Below are 15,660 nucleotides of genomic sequence, written 5' to 3'. Positions count from 1 at the left end.
TTTGAAGATGAATGTTAAAAATAAAAGCATCTAATATAGTTTGAACTCAGTTCAAAATTATTGTACTTTTTGATGAAATTTCCTTGAATGAAAAAATATATGATGTATAATGAATATTAGATGAAATAAGGGAGGTCAAAAATGTCTGAAGTTATCAGCTTAATTAATGAAAAAGGCGGTGTTGGTAAGTCAACTTCGTCTATCACAATTGCTCAGATTTTAGCAATTTCTGGTTATAAGACTCTTCTAATTGATCTAGATCCACAGATGAACACAACTAAAATGTTTGGTTTATCAGAAGGAATAGAAGATGAGAACTATGAACAGCTGTTTTGTAGTAAGATGGATAATCTTGAAGAACTCGAATATTATGTTACAGAAACAGAATACGAGAACATTTCTATATTATCCGCATCAAGAGAATTAAACAATCTAATATATGTAATTTATGACAAGATGAAAGAATCTAACGTTGAATTGTATTTACGTCATAATTTAGCACTTCTTAAAGAGAAATACGATTATATCATCATCGATAATTCACCATTTAAATCATATTTAACAACATGCGCAATGTGTGCAAGTGATAAGATTATTACTCCAATCTGTGTAGATAATTTCTCATATGATGGATTAATGTCACTTATAGATTCAGTTGATGAATTAAACGAAAAGTACAATTTAAATATTGAATTTGCAGGTATTTTCATGACAAGAGTTGCTGGAAGAACAACACTCTTTAAGCAGATGTTTGAGTCTTATGAAAATATGTTCGGAGATAAATTCCTTCCACCATACATCAGAAATAGTATTGCTGTAAATGAGTCAAATACAACATTTGAACCACTTTTAACATACGATAAGAGATGTGGCGCAGCGCAGGATTATATAGAGCTTGTAAATTATCTAGGATTAATGGATAACAAGCACTATAGAGAACTTGCAAAATACTTGAAAGGAGAAAAGTAATTATGGCTAAAAAAAGTTTTAGCGCAGGAACAACCAAATCAGGTAATTTAGGCAACGCTGGAGAGAAGATGAAGGATCTTCAAGCAAGAACTCAATATAACTTTAAGTTCATTCCAAAGGAGCAGATTAAGGCAAACCCTAAGAATGAAATGTACACTCAGGATGGTATTGAAGCATTAAAAGAAAGTATCTTAGTAAATGGTCTAAGACACAATCTATCAGTATTATTCGATGTAGATACAAACACATATAGATTAGTATCAGGTGAAAGACGTTTTAATGCTATTTCATCAATGACAGATAAAGAATATAACAACCTTTTCCCAGCAGGTATTCCTTGTAAGGTTGAAAAGCAGACAACAAGCGAACTTGATGAAGAAATCATGCTTATATCTGCTAACCATGATGTAAGAGAAGCTTCAATGGAAGTAAAGAGATGGGAAGTTAGCCGTCTTAAGGAGCTTTATGAAGCAAAGAAATTAAAGGGTGAAATCAGCAATATTAACGCTGAAATCGCTAAGCAACTTAACATCAGTGAAAGACAGGCAAGAAAATATACTACAGCCGAGAAGTTAATTCCAGAGCTCAGTGAATTACTTAACTCTAACGGTATTGATCTTAACCAGGCTGATAAGTTTGGTAAGCTCGATGAAGAAGCTCAGATGTCAATTTTAAATCTTATTAAGAACAATGGTAAGGTTGAAAATGAAGAGTATAAGTCAATCAAAAAGCTCTCAGAAGAAAAGGAAGCAGAAGCTAAAGAATATCAAGAAAAACTTCAGCAAGCTTCCAAAGAATTAGAAGAGAAAAATGAAAAGCTTACCCTTCTAGAAAACAAGCTTAATGAGATTAATAGCGTTCCACAGCCAACTAAGAGCAAGGAAGATCTTGAAGATGAACTCAAGTATATAATTAAAGCTAAGGATAAGGCTGAAAAGGAAAGAGCTAGATTAGAAACTAACCTTGAAAAGTTAAAGCAAGCTCAAAAAGAAAAAGAGCAACGCAACACTGCAATTTCAGATTCAGAATTAAAAAGAATTTCTTCAATTGCAAAAACAGAACAGGCATTAAATTTACTTGAAAATAATTTCGACATTTTGAAGAATAACAAAACTGTCATCAAAAATGATGCAGATTTACGTCTCAGAATTGAATTATTAAAGAGCAGAATGGATGACCTTTTAAATAACCTCTAATTTGCTCATATAGACGTTTTTGTTAAAAGCTAATTAATTTATCCTTTTAAATAAAAAAGTCGCTATATGGACAAATTAAAGCCATAGTTTTTTGTGGATAATTTTAAAAATTATTTGGATTTATACACAAAAAGAGAAAATTTTAAAAAAAATAGAGCAGGAAGTAAATTATATTTTCTGGAGAAATAAATCAAGCCCTTTTAAATTATTAATCACAGTAATTAAAAAGAGCTTAATAGAGAAGAAAATTCTCCAAAATAAAATTTACTTCCTAAATTTTTATAATTCATATAGTAATTTTAAATACTTTGAGAAAAACATTAAAGATTTTATCATAAATTAAGTAATAAAATTATATATTGTTAGTCTTAAATAATGAGATCATGTAACGTTATAAACATATTCTATCGTTAAAACGATATTAAAAATTCTTTTTTATCTAATTTATAAATCAATAAATATATTCCAGATACCCTTTTTATAAACATAAATACAATACATTAATTATTAACATTAATTGCTAAATCAAATTTTTTTAATCACAGTAGTGGTGCGGTTTTCAACGAATGTCAAAAGTAAATTTCTTTGCTGCGGATTGTTGAAATCTTTTAAGGGATGTTGAATACATTTTCCTAATAGTCGAATATTTTTTTTGTAGGTTGAAAGCTTAAAAGATATAGTTGAAAAGCTGATAAAAACAGTTGAATACATTCAAAAAAATGTCGAAAACTTTCTAGTAAAAAGAATAAAAATCTTACTTATTTATAAAACTTTTTAAATTTGTTTTAAAATTCAGGGTAAAAATGACTGAAAATTGTGGAAATTAAATGATAATTTAATATTTTTAGAGAAAAAATGAGCTAAAATTAAACGAGAAAGTGAATTTTTAAAATTTCTGGACACAAAAAGAAGACTACTTGTTTTAAGCAGCCAAATTTTTGTTATTAAATTGAGATCGTAATATTGAATTTATCAAGGCTCCAATGTCTTTTATATCGTTTTGACGATTGGTTAAATAATAGCTCTTGTAAATAATTTGTATTACATCAATTACATAATCATAAGAATAATGAACAGCAATTCTTGAAATATTTTCAATTTCTTTTGGACTAAATTTCAATAACTTAAATCCTGATTCACATGTTTCATCTTTAAAGAAGTCCTCAAATCGTTTTTCATACTGACCAGATGAATTTATGATAGGAATGTTTCTATTGAAGTCCATTACAAATTGAGTAAACATTTTCTCATACTCATTAGTAAGGTTTTCTTTCTGCTTTTTAGCTAAGAACTTCTCATTAATTGTAAACTTGATAATCTTCTTCTCGATATTGATTTTGAAAATGTCAGTTGGTGTTTCAAGAGAGCTCTTAATAATGCAAGGCTTGCAGTAGTCTGGTAGGCCTCGCTTGATATCTTTGATATTTACTGAATCTATGCTTACGATTCCGTTATAGTTTGTCTGATCAAGATTGATGAGCTCACGTAAATAAATTCGAAGCGCAACTAAAGACTTAATAGCAATTAAATGGTTAAGAAGTTCTCTAGATAACACAATAAAACCACGACCTCCCTTATTTGCTGGAAGATAGTAGTTTTCGAAATTATTGATAATTACTGTAACCTTATCAGTATCTGACTTAACGTAATCAATATATGAATAACTTGTTAGAAGTTCGAGGTTATTCCATATTGTTTTTGGATTACAATTAAGCTGCTTAGCTAAATCTAAAACATCAAGGTTTTCTATAATTCCATGTCTATCTGGATGATAGAAGTGGAGTAGTAGTAAAAGCTTAATTCCGTTAGCTTTAAGCATTGGTTTGTAACCAAATTTATTTTTCTCATTATGATATACTGTTTCAGTCACGGTCTGGTTAGTGAAAGACTTGTAAGGACAACTATTACAGTTATCACAGGCTTGCTGATATTTAGTTGATGACTTAGGAAATGCGTTAATGATTGATTTATTAATACAATTACTACATCTTGTATTAGTAAAGTCTAAAGTTGGAACTTCGACGCTTCTAGTTTCAGAGTAGTTTTTCTGAATACCAAGAGCTGGAACTATAACAATTTTTCCGATATTAGCAAATTTATCCAAGATCTTTCACCCCCTTTTTTTATTGTGAGTTTATCAATATCTTGTGGTTTTATCAAATTGAAGTATTTACTTGTAAAATATCTACAAATTGTGGAAAAGTCTCGATTTTTTCGTCGATTTACTCTAAAATTGTCTACATCTATCTTGATTTACTCTGAAATTGTCTACGTTTTTTTTGAAATTTTTTTTTGTAGAGCAATTTTTACAAAAAATCGCAAAAATACTCTTATTTTATCTACAATTTTCTTTTTTTAGTCTGAAATTTTTCTTTAAAATTTCTAAAATGCCCTATTTATCGAAAAAATGTAGACATGCCGATTTTTGAAGTCTAAAAAAAAAGATAAAAAATTATACTAATTACAGCGTAAAATATACTGTTAGTATACAAAATATTTTAAATTAAGGTGAAAAAAATCAAAAATTACTCTAATTTTGTCTACATAGAAAAAATTTACTCTGAAATTGTCTACATTCGATTTAAAAAAAACAAAAATTTACTCTAAAATTGTCGACATTATCGTAGTGAATTTTATATTCAATAAACTTAATAAAAATAAAAATGACAATTTGATTTTTTAGAATTCAGTATTTATGCGGTTTTAGGAAGACTTGTTCGAGTTAAATTTAAGAAAAAGACGACAAAGTATAAAAAAATACCTAAATTAAGGCATTTTTCAAAATGAAATTTTTAGAATCGGAAAATTTTTCTTTGAATTTTTTAAAGGGAAATTTCGAAAAAATGTAGACATAATGTAGACTAAAGAAATCTAACTTTTTATAAAAAATTGAATTTAAGACAGGTGATTTTGAAAAAATGTAGATAGTAAAATTTATTTGGATATTAAATTGTGTTATGGTATTATTTATTTAATAAGAAATTTACAGATTGGAATTTATCGGAGGACAGTTAATGTATGAAAATACTGATCGTTTGCGGAGAATACTTTAATACAAGCAATGGCCTTTCGATCTCTACTCAGCGCTTTGTCAGAGAGTTTGTGCGTTTGGGAGAAGAAGTCCGGGTGCTTTCATCAGATCACGGCGGTATATCCGATTATTCAGTACCGGTAATGCATATTCCACTTGTTAAAGGAATTATGGACAAGCAGAATTACCATTTCGCAAAACCGGATGCAGATGTCGCAAAAGAGGCATTATCGTGGGCGGACATTGTACATATTGAAGATTCGTTTCCACTAAGTATACAGGTGGCGAAGATCGCTCATAAAAAAGGTCTCCCGATTACTGGAACGTATCATCTGTACCCTGAAAACATGACGGCATCTGTCCCGATTTTCAATTTCAAACTGTTCAACATGAACATCATGAATGTTTTTCGCTGGGGTGTTTATCAGTATTGCCGAGCGATACAATGTCCTACGGAAAAAGTACGTGAGCGACTAGAAAGATGCGGATACAAATCAAAGCTCTGCGTGATATCTAACGGTATTCCTCCGGAGTTCATTGCCGATGAGCCTTGCATTGACAAGAATCGGATGTTCACAATCATCAGCGTCGGGCGATATTCCAATGAAAAAGACCAGAAAACACTGATCAGAGCCATCGGCGCCTGTAAATATGCGGCGGACATTCAGCTGATTCTTGCCGGGAGAGGTCCGCTGGAAAAGGAATACAAAAAGCTGGGTAAAACGCTGCCAAACCCGCCGGTCATGCGATTCTATGAGCAGGATGAGCTCAGAAAGGAAATCCGACGGGCGGATCTTTACGTCCATTGTGCCAATGTGGAAATCGAAGGCATGGGCTGTATGGAGGCCTTTGCACAGGGAACCGTTCCCGTTATTGCAGACAGTGAGTTGTCTTCAACATCAATATATGCGCTTTCTGAAAAGAACAAATACAAGGCGGAAAATCCTGAAGATCTTGTTCACAAAATAGAGTATTGGTATGAGCACCGCGATTCTTTGTATTCTGTAGGCCTTGATTATATAAAACTTGCAAAATCGCTGTCTATTGAAAAATCCGCTCAAAAAGTTATTCGTATGATGAAAGAAGCAATTTGAATTTAAGTGATTCCGTAGATTGACAAATCGAGATTTGTCGAGCGGTGACTGCATTCGCATTCCGCTACGCTTCATGCTCATGTCGCGCTGTCGCACTATAAGTCTACACACGAATATGTCTGTCCGTGAGCAAGCTCCCGACAGCCAATTCGGTGCATCCTTGCACCGCTCGTAGAAACGCGCAACTTCAAATTTATAGATATTAGTATTTGATAAAAAGGATTAAAAAAACTATGCTGCCTGATTGATATGTACCCTCCTTACTGAACTTTACATTGTCCAGTAAAGAGGGTACATATCAATCTGCAGCATAGTTTTTTATTTTACAACGTTATCTATTAATTTGTCTTTCTTATCAAATTGTAAATCTTCAAGTTCAGCATCTGAGAGTGGTAGGAACTTGATGATAAAAACACCATTCTTAAGTTCGAAACTTTCAATAGCAATTTTGTTATCAACGAATTCCTGAAGACTATCTTGGATGAGTTGAAGATTCTTCTTTTTATTCTTAAGTTTAAAACGAACAATCTTCTGGAAATAAGTGTAGCTGTATTCGCCCACCTTGTTTTCCTGGTTTGCAATCTGTTCCTGTTTCATAGCGTAGCAGATTATTTTTGAAAGATTGTTTTGCAATACATCATAAGAAGCAGAAGTAATAGAGATAAGCTTCTTCTTAATGATGGCGTTACTTAAAACTTCTCCGAACTGAGCAATAGCATAAGGTCTTTCAGCATCTTCCTTAATAACAATATTATCGAAAAGGTTGAAGAAAATCTTACTTCCATCTGACTCGTAGAAGAAGTTATATTCTACAAGCTTGCGGCAAGAATTTGAAATCTTATTAAGAACGTTCTTACCAACATGATAATTTACAACTTCCTTACCCAAAGTATTCAAATCCACGATTACGGATTTCTCTCTTGAGAACTCCTGCATATTGATATTGGAAATGAAAGCATTAACAAGTTTTAAATCGTTAGTGTCCATTGCCTTAGGTGGATTAAGTTTACCTGAGTTAACATGAACCTCTAGAAGTTCAGTTCCATTTTCATCAGTGATGATTTCTTGTAAAATATTCTCTGATGCTTCGTTCATCATAAGTGTAAAGGATGATGGACTAAAGAGTGGTTTATCAACCAACTCAGCTGGGAACTGTCTTAAATAAGAATCTATGTTACCCGCAAGCTCTGACTCAATATATTTCCAAGAACTAATAATTACATCATTCTTTAGAGAGTTATAAATTGACTTATCTGTAAATGATGAGATACCTGGAAAGTTAATGAGTAAACTGTTTGAGTTGTTCTTCCATTCAGTAGCTGCATTTTTACGATCCTCAATAATTTCTGGAATATCTTTATCTCCGAAAATATCAGCATACTTATCGATAGCTATAGTCTTGGCCATCTGGATATCATTAGCAAGTGGATGCTTTGGATCATCAATGCTCATTGTGTTAATGTCGTTGATGTAATTCTTATACCAACGAGCTCTTTTCTGTAATCTAGATTTTTTAATTTTATTAATAATGGGAATTAAATCATCTCTACTGGTCTTACCTTCAAGATGTTCCATTAAAGCTTCATCTATTAATTCAGCAACATTATCAGCTTTGAAACCTTTATAGACTGACTTCTTTTTGTTGAAGTAATCAATAATAAGCGGATCAATATGGTTAGCTAACTCTTCGATGAATCTTCTTGAATATTGTTCCATTAATTTACCCCCGTCTAAATAATACGTCACAAATTTAAAAACGCATATACTATTATATTTGATTAGCGATATAAAATCAAATAATTTTATTCACAGTAAAAATGGTGAAATGTGCATAAACACTAGCTTTGTTGTGGATAACTTATAAATAATATTATCGATATAAAACTCTGAACTCAGTTCAAAAATCGTTTTTTTCTTTAATTACTTTTTTGTTTGATTTTTATTTGATTTTGAGATAAGTTGAGGGATTTGTTTTTTTGAAAATGCTTGACATATGTCGTCAATGTATGACAAAATTAACTTATACTAATACTGCTACTGCTTTAGGAGGTGTTTTCTATTAACAAAGTCAATTTAGATATCAGCAAAGAATTCAATGACAAGATTTGGATTTACTTTGAAACTAATTTAAAAGCAAGAACAAGGAAGGAATACTACAATGTTGTTACACATTTTACAAAGTGTGTTGGCCACGATCCTTACTATTTAACATTGGAGGATACGAAAACCTTCTATGAGGACTTGCTAAACAAGATTAATAAGGAAAAGCTTTCCTACAGTACCGCCGTAATGCGATATTCTGTAATGCGCTCTATATGTGACTTCATTGAGAATTACAAGATAAATCACGGAGAAGAATATACTAATTATTTCAAAGAGTTTAGCCTACCAGAACAGGATAAAACCATAAAAGAAGAGGATTTACCAAGTCTTAAAGATATTGACTTAGTGCTAAATAAGTGTATAGAATGTAATGATTATAGGGCTTTCACTATATTTTCTTTATGCCTAAAGCTGGGCCTGACTAATACTGAGGTCTGCCATTTGACTATGGAAAATGTATTGCTAGTGGATGAAGAGCATCTAGCCCTTAGCTTAAATAACAACAAAAGAATCAGAAGAATTCTTGAATTAGATACAGATCTTTCAAAGATTCTTGATAAATATTTAAGCGATTATGAAATAGCCCACGGACCGCTATTTTACAACAATAGAAATAACCAGATAAAGATGCGTGATACAGAACGATTACTTCAAAAGTACATCGATATGGTAAACACACCAAAGGAAAGAATTGCTCCTTTCACCATGCAGAGCCTACGACACATCGCCATGATAATGCTTTTAAAGGGCAATGTTAGTAAGGAAAATGTTGCAAAATTCGGAGGCATAACAACAAAATGGATGAATAGATACGAACGAATCGTTAATAAAAACGACGTAGATATTAATGGCAGAATGTCTATAATATCCATAAATCCAGGCTATTAGAAAGGAGAATCATGATGACAGACATTAAAGCAATTAAACCTTACCAGCACCAAGTTCAGTACTACGAAACAGATCAAATGGGAATTGCCCACCACAGCAATTACATTAGATGGTTTGAGGAAGCAAGATCATATATTTTAACAGAAATTGGAATGGGATATGAGAAGATGGAAGAAATGGGAATTATAAGTCCCGTTCTATCAGTTTCAGCAAAATATAGATCAATGACGCATTATTATGACATTGTAAATGTAGCTTTAGAGGTTACTAAGTACAACGGAATCAAATTAGCTATTAAATATACTATTTCAGATTCAAAAACATGTGAAATTAAATGTGTTGGAAGCTCAGAGCATTGTTTCCTAGATAAAAGTGGCAAGCCAATCTCTCTAAAAAGAAATTATCCAGAGATAGATGCCATATTAGAGAAATTCAACGAAATTAAAGAAGCATAAACAAAAGAACATAGAACATTACAACTCCACTAGCCAGCCTTTTGGCTGGCTATATTTATCTTTACTCCCCTTCAATCCTAGTAATAATGCAATCTCTACCCTTAACAATACGACTTTGAACTCCCTTACATATAGGGCAGAGGTAGTTATTTTCTATGCTAGGTTTAAATTCTTTATTACAGATCTCACAAAAAGCCACAACATCTTGATTAGTTATGACAAGATTTGCATTTTCCAAAATAGTATCTTTCTTTGCCTTATCAAAGGCCTTTATCAAAAGCTCGTTTACACAAGCTGTCATTCTGCCGACTTCCACATAAACACTTGATACATTTTCTAAAGAATTCTCCTTACAAGCTTTAATAGCTTCGTCAACAATTCTTACACAGTAACTCATTTCATGCATAGCTACATTTCCCCCTTAAAAAAAACTATCCAAATTATATAAAATTTCCTGCTATAAGACCAGTCATGACAAGTCAGTTATTTTCAAAAATAATTGAATTCAAACACTAAAAATAATATAATGTAATGTGAATTGACTTATAAAAAAATGTATTCTTAACAGAAAACATTTCTAAATAAAATAACAAATTAAGTCAAATAATTTTACGGGGGTGCTTATGGCGATAATACCATTCTTAATTATTTTTCCATTAGTTATAGCCATAATAATGTACTGTACTAGAATTAACAAAATCAGAAATGCTATAGCTTATTTATCAGCTGTTGTCATTATGGTTTCTGTTGGGGTTCTAGTATGTCAATGGATTAGCAAAGGGATGGAAACAATCACTCTTTACTATAACACTGAGTTAGTTGATCACATTATATTAGCGGCTGAAATAGTACTAATGGGCGTTGTGACTTATCTGTCTTTTAAGTATAAAAAGGCCTGGGTAAGTTTGTTATCAATCTGTCCAACAGCTCTTATAGCCTATTACGAGATCTTCGGACCTGAAACACGCGAAGTTGTTGGTCACATTTACATCGATTATCTCTCAATTTTAATGTGTATAATCGTTGGAATTATAGGAAGCTTAATTGTAGTCTATGCAGTGGGATATATGCATGGATACCACCACAGCGCACACCACAGTAACGTTACTGATAGAAGATATTACTTCTTTGCTCTACTATTCTTATTCCTTGGAGCAATGTTTGGATTTGTCCTATCAGAAAACCTACTCTGGATTGACTTCTTCTGGGAAATGACAAGTATTTGCTCATTCCTTCTTATTGGCTACACAAGAGAAGAAGAAGCTGTTAATAACTCCTTTAGAGCATTATGGATGAACCTTTTAGGCGGATGCGCTCTTGCAATCGCAATCGTTTACTATGGATATACTTATGAAAATGTTGATCTTCATGTCTTAGTATCCATGGGTACTATTCAGTCAAAGTGTGCTGTAATTTGCGTTGCTTTAATATCTTTTGCAGCTTTGACAAAAGCAGCTCAGTTACCATTCTCAACTTGGCTTATTGGTGCTATGGTAGCTCCAACACCAAGCTCAGCTCTTCTACATTCAGCAACAATGGTAAAAGCTGGAATCTATGTTTTACTAAGATTAGCTCCTGCTATGTCAGGAACACTAACAGGAGAAATGATAGCCTTCGTAGGTGGTTTTACATTTTTAATAACCTCCTTCATGGCAATTGCTCAATCAGATGGAAAGAAAGTTCTTGCTTTCTCAACAATATCTAACCTAGGTCTTATGGTGGCCTGTGCTGGTGTTGGTACATCTGAGACAGTTTGGGCAGCAATATTTTTAATGATGTTCCACGCAATTTCAAAATCTCTTCTTTTCCAGGACATTGGTGCAACAGAAAATGCTCTTGGTTCAAGAGACGTAGAAGATATGCATGGTCTTCTTTACATGCTACCAAAACTAGCAATCTTTATGTTTATTGGTATTGCTGGTATGTTCCTTGCTCCTTTTGGTATGTTAATTTCCAAGTGGGCAGCACTAAAGGCTTCGGTAGACGTAAGAAATATTGTTTTAGTATTCTTTATAATTTTTGGATCTGCAACAACTTCCTTTTATTGGACAAAGTGGATGGGCAAAATCATTAGTCATAGTCATCTAAACGGTAATCCTGTTAAAGATAAGACTAAGAAAAATGAAATGATTTCCCTTACTATACACGCAATCCTTATGATTGCACTATGTGCCCTATTCCCACTAGTATCAGAAACCTTTGTGAATCCATTGGTTAATGAGATGTTTGGTAAATCTGAAAATGTATTGTCAAATCAGGTTTTATTTACTTTGATAATAATAATCGTTGTTGTATTTGCAGTGCCATTCCTTGCTTACCTAAGTAGTAAGCAGCAAAAGCAAGATCTTAAGTTATCTTATATGAATGGTGTGAACACAGGGGACAACAGAGCCTTTACAGATTCTTTAGGAAATGAAAAGACCCTTTGGTTGTCTAATTTCTATTTCCATAAGATTATCGGTTCAAGAAAACTTATGATTCCATCACAGATTTTTACTCTAGCAGTAATAGTTGTAATGATGTGTAGAATAATAGGAGGTGTGTTCTTATGATTAGAATAATTCTTACCATATGCTACATCCTTCTAGCTCCACTAATTGGCGGTTTACTAGATGGACTAGATAGAAAAATATCTGCGAAAATGCAGCGAAGAGTTGGTCCGCCACTTTTACAGCCCTTCTATGATGTATCAAAATTGTTAACTAAGAGAGAAACTGCTGTAACAAAATCACAGAATTTCCTTTTGATTTCTTACATGGTTTTAATGATTCTTACAGGAGCAATGTTCTTTTCAGGAACTGACATTTTAATGTGCTTCTTTGTAATGAGTACAGCAGCAACTTTCCTTTATTTTGCAGGCGTTGTAACAAGTTCTCCATATGCATCAATCGGTGCTCAAAGAGAGCTTTTATCCATGATGATTTACGAACCTGCAGTATTATTTGCCTGCGTTGGCTTCTACCTTGCAACAGGCAGCTTTAACGTAGCAGACATTGCTAGAAGTTCAGATAGTGCAATTATGTACTTACCAGGATTTTTCATAGCCTTTGTCTTTATCCTTACAATCAAGATGAGAAAGTCACCATTTGATTTAGCAACTTCTCACCATCCAAATCAGGAGATTGTAAAGGGTATAACATCAGATATCGGAACTAAGAATTTAGCTATATTTACAGTAACTGAGTGGTATGAAAATGTATTTTTAATGGCAGTTGTATCACTTTTTGTTGTAAATAAAAATCCAATCAGCATAGTTGTTGCCTTAGTCGTAGTGTTATTAGTATATTTTCTTGAAATATTAATTGATAATGCTTCCGCCAGAGTAAAATGGCAGACAATGCTTAAAACTACATGGGTAGTGACTTTATTTACTGCTGGAGTTAACTTAATAATTCTTATGATTATAAAATAATGGAGGTTGACATGGGAAAAGGATTAAAATCACCTTGGCTTCTCCACTATGATGGATCTAGCTGTAACGGATGTGATATTGAAGTTTTAGCCTGTTTGACACCAGTTTATGACGCAGAAAGACTTGGCGTTATGAACACAGGTGATCCACTTCAGGCAGACATTTTAGTAATAACAGGTGGCGTAAATGCACAAAACGAAGCCACAGTAAAACAGTTATATGAGCAAATGGCAGACCCAAAGGTGGTAGTTGCTATTGGCGTATGTGCCTGTACAGGCGGCGTATTTAAGGAATGCTACAACATCAAAGGCGGCGTAGATACTACAATTCCTGTGGATGTCTATGTACCTGGATGCGCAGCAAGACCACAGGCAATTATTGATGGCATTTTAAAAGGCATCGAAATTTATAACCAAAGAGCAGAAGCTCTAGAAAGAGAACTTGAAGGAGGAATTGCATAATGGATGAGACTGTTGAATTAAAGACTAACGACAAAGTGCGCCAGCTCTCAAAAATTGAGGAAATTCCAGCAAGTGACTTACTTGAGAGATGTCTAGAATTAAAGCGAGAAGGTTTGAGATTTTCCCAAGCCTGCGCAGCCTATTACGAAGATAAATTTCATTTAACATATACATTTTCAAATTACGAAACTCTTGAAGCGCTATCTTTAAGGGTTGTGATTTCGCCAGAGGAAGAGATTCACTCCATTACTGAATTTATTCCGGCAGCGCTTTTTTATGAAAATGAAATGAAGGAAATCTTCGGTGTCAAAATCAAGTTAATTACTAACGATCTTGACAATAAGCTCTATAGAATAAACGTGGAGGCGCCACTGGGTGTGCCACAAGAAGAGAAGAAGGAGGAAGAAAACAATGGGTAAACGTAGCGTTATTCCTTTCGGCCCTCAGCATCCCGTACTTCCTGAGCCAATTCACCTAGACTTAGTTGTAGAGGATGAGAGAGTAATTGAAGCAATTCCTTCAATCGGCTTTATTCATAGAGGTTTGGAAGGCTTAGTAAAGAAAAAAGATTATAATACAATGACTTATATAGTTGAGAGAACCTGCGGTATTTGTAGCTTCCAGCATGGTATGGGCTACTGCGAAACTATAGAACACATCATGGATGTGGAGGTTCCAGATAGAGCTAAGCTTCTTAGAACAATCTGGGCAGAGCTTAATAGAATGCACTCTCATCTCCTTTGGCTAGGCTTACTTGCTGATGCTTTTGGTTTTGAAAATCTATTCTATCAGTGCTGGAGAATTCGTGAAAAGGTCCTTGACCTACATGAATTAACTGCAGGTGCGAGACTCATTTTCTCCGTAAATACAATTGGCGGTGTCAAAAGAGACATCGACGAAGATAAGCAAAGAACAATTCTTGAGACCCTTAGTGAGGTTGAAAAGGAACTTAAAGTTATTGAAAAGACTTTCTTTTATGATTACACAGTTGAATCAAGACTTAAGGGCGTGGGCATTCTTTCAAAGGAAAAGGTGCACGAACTTGGCTGTGTTGGTCCATTTGCAAGAGCTTCAGGCCTTGCAGTAGATTTAAGAAAGCTAGAATATGCAGGATATTCTAAGATAGATTTTGAGCCAATTACAAGTAATGATTGTGACTCATATGCTAGATGTTATGTACGTTTAAAGGAGCTTTACCAGTCAATTGACATTATTCGTCAGGCTATTGCAAAGCTTCCAGCAGACAAGACACTTAGCACTCCAGTTAAGGGAAATCCTAACGGCGAGTTTATTATGAGAGTGGAGCAGCCACGTGGCGAGGCCTTCTACTATGCCAAGGCAAATGGCACTCCATACCTAGACAGAATCAGAGTAAGAACTCCTACATTTGCCAATATTGCAGGCCTTTGCGAGATGTTAAAGAACACAGAGCTAGCCGATGTTGGTTTACTTGTACTTACAATTGATCCATGTATTAGTTGTACCGAGAGATAAGATTTTGATAATGAAAATGTATCGCCGGCCGAAAGGCTTGGCCTGTGGTCGGCAGTTTAACAAAATCTGGAAACAACAAATACAGAAAGGAGTAGATATGGCTATTTTACAATTTGCTACACAAGCATTAAAAAATCTATTTCTTCCCCCTGTAACAACTAGCTATCCAGCTAGTGAAATTAAGTACCCAGAGGGTAGTAGAGGCCATGTAGAAATCGACATCGACAATTGCATTTCTTGTGGTATGTGTGTTCGTTCATGTCCAAGCAATGCCCTTGCCGTAGACAGAGCTAATGCCACTTGGTCAATTGATAGATTTGACTGTGTAGCCTGCGGATTTTGCGTAGATAAATGTCCTAAAAAATGTTTAAAAATGGTGGTAGGTTATCAAACACCTGAATTTGAAAAGAGCGTTGCTACTTATAAGAAATCCGAGGAACAGCTTAAAAAAGAAGCAGAGGCAAAGGCTGCCGCAGCAGCTAAGGCCGCTGAAATAGCAAAACAGAAAGCCGAAGCCGCAGCAAAAGCTAAGGCAGAGGAATAAACATAAACATAAA

At 33.8% G+C, this 15,660-nt stretch carries 14 protein-coding genes; 11 read left to right on the top strand and 3 right to left on the bottom strand.

What is annotated here, in order from left to right; translation table 11 throughout:
- The first annotated feature begins 141 nt into the window (after positions 1-141).
- Both G600_RS0108295 and G600_RS0108290 read left to right on the top strand, forming a co-directional pair.
- The gene (locus G600_RS0108295; protein WP_027431532.1) at positions 142-969 is read left to right on the top strand and encodes a ParA family protein; all 828 of its coding nucleotides are present in this window, start codon (positions 142-144) and stop codon (positions 967-969) included.
- A gap of 2 nt (positions 970-971) precedes the next feature.
- Positions 972-2,165, top strand: a complete 1,194-nt coding sequence (locus G600_RS0108290) for a ParB N-terminal domain-containing protein (protein ID WP_027431531.1) — start codon at positions 972-974, stop codon at positions 2,163-2,165.
- Between the two features lie 922 nt (positions 2,166-3,087).
- Here the strand turns inward: G600_RS0108290 and G600_RS0108285 are convergent.
- Positions 3,088-4,269, bottom strand: a complete 1,182-nt coding sequence (locus G600_RS0108285) for a hypothetical protein (RefSeq protein WP_027431530.1) — start codon at positions 4,267-4,269, stop codon at positions 3,088-3,090.
- 914 nt (positions 4,270-5,183) lie between these two features.
- On the opposite strand from G600_RS0108285, the gene G600_RS0108280 reads away from it, so the two are divergent.
- On the top strand, positions 5,184-6,290 hold the full coding sequence (locus tag G600_RS0108280) for a glycosyltransferase (RefSeq protein WP_027431529.1): 1,107 nt from the start codon (positions 5,184-5,186) through the stop codon (positions 6,288-6,290).
- A gap of 318 nt (positions 6,291-6,608) precedes the next feature.
- On the opposite strand, the gene G600_RS0108275 is transcribed toward G600_RS0108280, so the two are convergent.
- Positions 6,609-8,006, bottom strand: coding sequence for a hypothetical protein (locus G600_RS0108275; protein ID WP_027431528.1), 1,398 nt, complete (start codon positions 8,004-8,006; stop codon positions 6,609-6,611).
- Between the two features lie 333 nt (positions 8,007-8,339).
- Between G600_RS0108275 and G600_RS0108270 the strand changes: the two genes are divergently transcribed.
- Together G600_RS0108270 and G600_RS0108265 are read left to right on the top strand one after the other, a co-directional pair.
- Positions 8,340-9,281 (top strand): tyrosine-type recombinase/integrase, encoded by a 942-nt coding sequence (locus G600_RS0108270; RefSeq protein WP_027431527.1) that lies wholly within the window; start codon positions 8,340-8,342, stop codon positions 9,279-9,281.
- Between the two features lie 14 nt (positions 9,282-9,295).
- Positions 9,296-9,736 carry an acyl-CoA thioesterase gene (locus G600_RS0108265; RefSeq protein WP_207637195.1) on the top strand — a complete coding sequence of 147 codons (441 nt, stop codon included), beginning with the start codon at positions 9,296-9,298 and terminating at the stop codon, positions 9,734-9,736.
- A 61-nt stretch (positions 9,737-9,797) separates the two neighbouring features.
- Here G600_RS0108265 and G600_RS15050 read toward each other — a convergent pair whose 3' ends face one another.
- A complete protein-coding gene (locus G600_RS15050; RefSeq protein WP_051195431.1) occupies positions 9,798-10,142 on the bottom strand; it encodes a hydrogenase maturation nickel metallochaperone HypA/HybF in 345 nt (114 codons plus the stop codon).
- Positions 10,143-10,359: 217 nt separating this feature from the next.
- Here G600_RS15050 and G600_RS0108255 point away from each other — a divergent pair, with 217 nt between their 5' ends.
- The 6 genes from G600_RS0108255 to G600_RS14100 all read left to right on the top strand — a co-directional run bounded on the left by G600_RS0108255 (position 10,360) and on the right by G600_RS14100 (position 15,647).
- The gene (locus G600_RS0108255) at positions 10,360-12,288 is read left to right on the top strand and encodes an NADH-quinone oxidoreductase subunit 5 family protein (RefSeq protein ID WP_027431525.1); all 1,929 of its coding nucleotides are present in this window, start codon (positions 10,360-10,362) and stop codon (positions 12,286-12,288) included.
- Entirely contained in the window at positions 12,285-13,148 is an 864-nt protein-coding gene (locus G600_RS0108250; RefSeq protein WP_027431524.1) for an NADH-quinone oxidoreductase subunit H, read from the top strand. The genes G600_RS0108255 and G600_RS0108250 overlap by 4 nt, the downstream gene beginning before the upstream one ends.
- An 11-nt stretch (positions 13,149-13,159) precedes the next feature.
- A complete protein-coding gene (locus G600_RS0108245; RefSeq protein ID WP_027431523.1) occupies positions 13,160-13,609 on the top strand; it encodes an NADH-quinone oxidoreductase subunit B family protein in 450 nt (149 codons plus the stop codon).
- The gene (locus tag G600_RS14105; RefSeq protein ID WP_051195430.1) at positions 13,609-14,028 is read left to right on the top strand and encodes an NADH-quinone oxidoreductase subunit C; all 420 of its coding nucleotides are present in this window, start codon (positions 13,609-13,611) and stop codon (positions 14,026-14,028) included. Before G600_RS0108245 ends, G600_RS14105 begins: the two co-directional genes overlap by 1 nt.
- A complete protein-coding gene (locus tag G600_RS0108235; RefSeq protein ID WP_027431522.1) occupies positions 14,021-15,103 on the top strand; it encodes a hydrogenase large subunit in 1,083 nt (360 codons plus the stop codon). The genes G600_RS14105 and G600_RS0108235 overlap by 8 nt, the downstream gene beginning before the upstream one ends.
- Positions 15,104-15,200: 97 nt before the next feature.
- Positions 15,201-15,647: a 4Fe-4S dicluster domain-containing protein gene (locus G600_RS14100; protein ID WP_051195429.1), complete on the top strand. Its 447-nt coding sequence runs from the start codon at positions 15,201-15,203 to the stop codon at positions 15,645-15,647.
- Positions 15,648-15,660: the final 13 nt, after the last annotated feature.

The sequence above is a fragment of the Lachnospira multipara ATCC 19207 genome (genome assembly GCF_000424105.1).
Lineage (GTDB): Bacteria > Bacillota > Clostridia > Lachnospirales > Lachnospiraceae > Lachnospira > Lachnospira multipara.
The sequence above is the reverse complement of the archived record's forward strand: the minus strand, read 5'-3'. Positions and strand labels throughout refer to the sequence as shown.

What these genes read in the sequence shown, in the direction of transcription:
- G600_RS0108290 (WP_027431531.1), top strand. Translation starts at nt 972, where the DNA reads ATGGCTAAAAAAAGTTTTAGCGCAGGAACAACCAAATCAGGTAATTTA.
- G600_RS0108280 (WP_027431529.1), top strand. Translation starts at nt 5,184, where the DNA reads ATGAAAATACTGATCGTTTGCGGAGAATACTTTAATACAAGCAATGGC.
- G600_RS0108255 (WP_027431525.1), top strand. Translation starts at nt 10,360, where the DNA reads ATGGCGATAATACCATTCTTAATTATTTTTCCATTAGTTATAGCCATA.
- G600_RS0108265 (WP_207637195.1), top strand. Translation starts at nt 9,296, where the DNA reads ATGACAGACATTAAAGCAATTAAACCTTACCAGCACCAAGTTCAGTAC.
- G600_RS15050 (WP_051195431.1), bottom strand. Translation starts at nt 10,142, where the DNA reads ATGCATGAAATGAGTTACTGTGTAAGAATTGTTGACGAAGCTATTAAA.
- G600_RS14105 (WP_051195430.1), top strand. Translation starts at nt 13,609, where the DNA reads ATGGATGAGACTGTTGAATTAAAGACTAACGACAAAGTGCGCCAGCTC.
- G600_RS0108250 (WP_027431524.1), top strand. Translation starts at nt 12,285, where the DNA reads ATGATTAGAATAATTCTTACCATATGCTACATCCTTCTAGCTCCACTA.
- G600_RS0108235 (WP_027431522.1), top strand. Translation starts at nt 14,021, where the DNA reads ATGGGTAAACGTAGCGTTATTCCTTTCGGCCCTCAGCATCCCGTACTT.
- G600_RS0108295 (WP_027431532.1), top strand. Translation starts at nt 142, where the DNA reads ATGTCTGAAGTTATCAGCTTAATTAATGAAAAAGGCGGTGTTGGTAAG.
- G600_RS0108245 (WP_027431523.1), top strand. Translation starts at nt 13,160, where the DNA reads ATGGGAAAAGGATTAAAATCACCTTGGCTTCTCCACTATGATGGATCT.
- G600_RS14100 (WP_051195429.1), top strand. Translation starts at nt 15,201, where the DNA reads ATGGCTATTTTACAATTTGCTACACAAGCATTAAAAAATCTATTTCTT.
- G600_RS0108275 (WP_027431528.1), bottom strand. Translation starts at nt 8,006, where the DNA reads ATGGAACAATATTCAAGAAGATTCATCGAAGAGTTAGCTAACCATATT.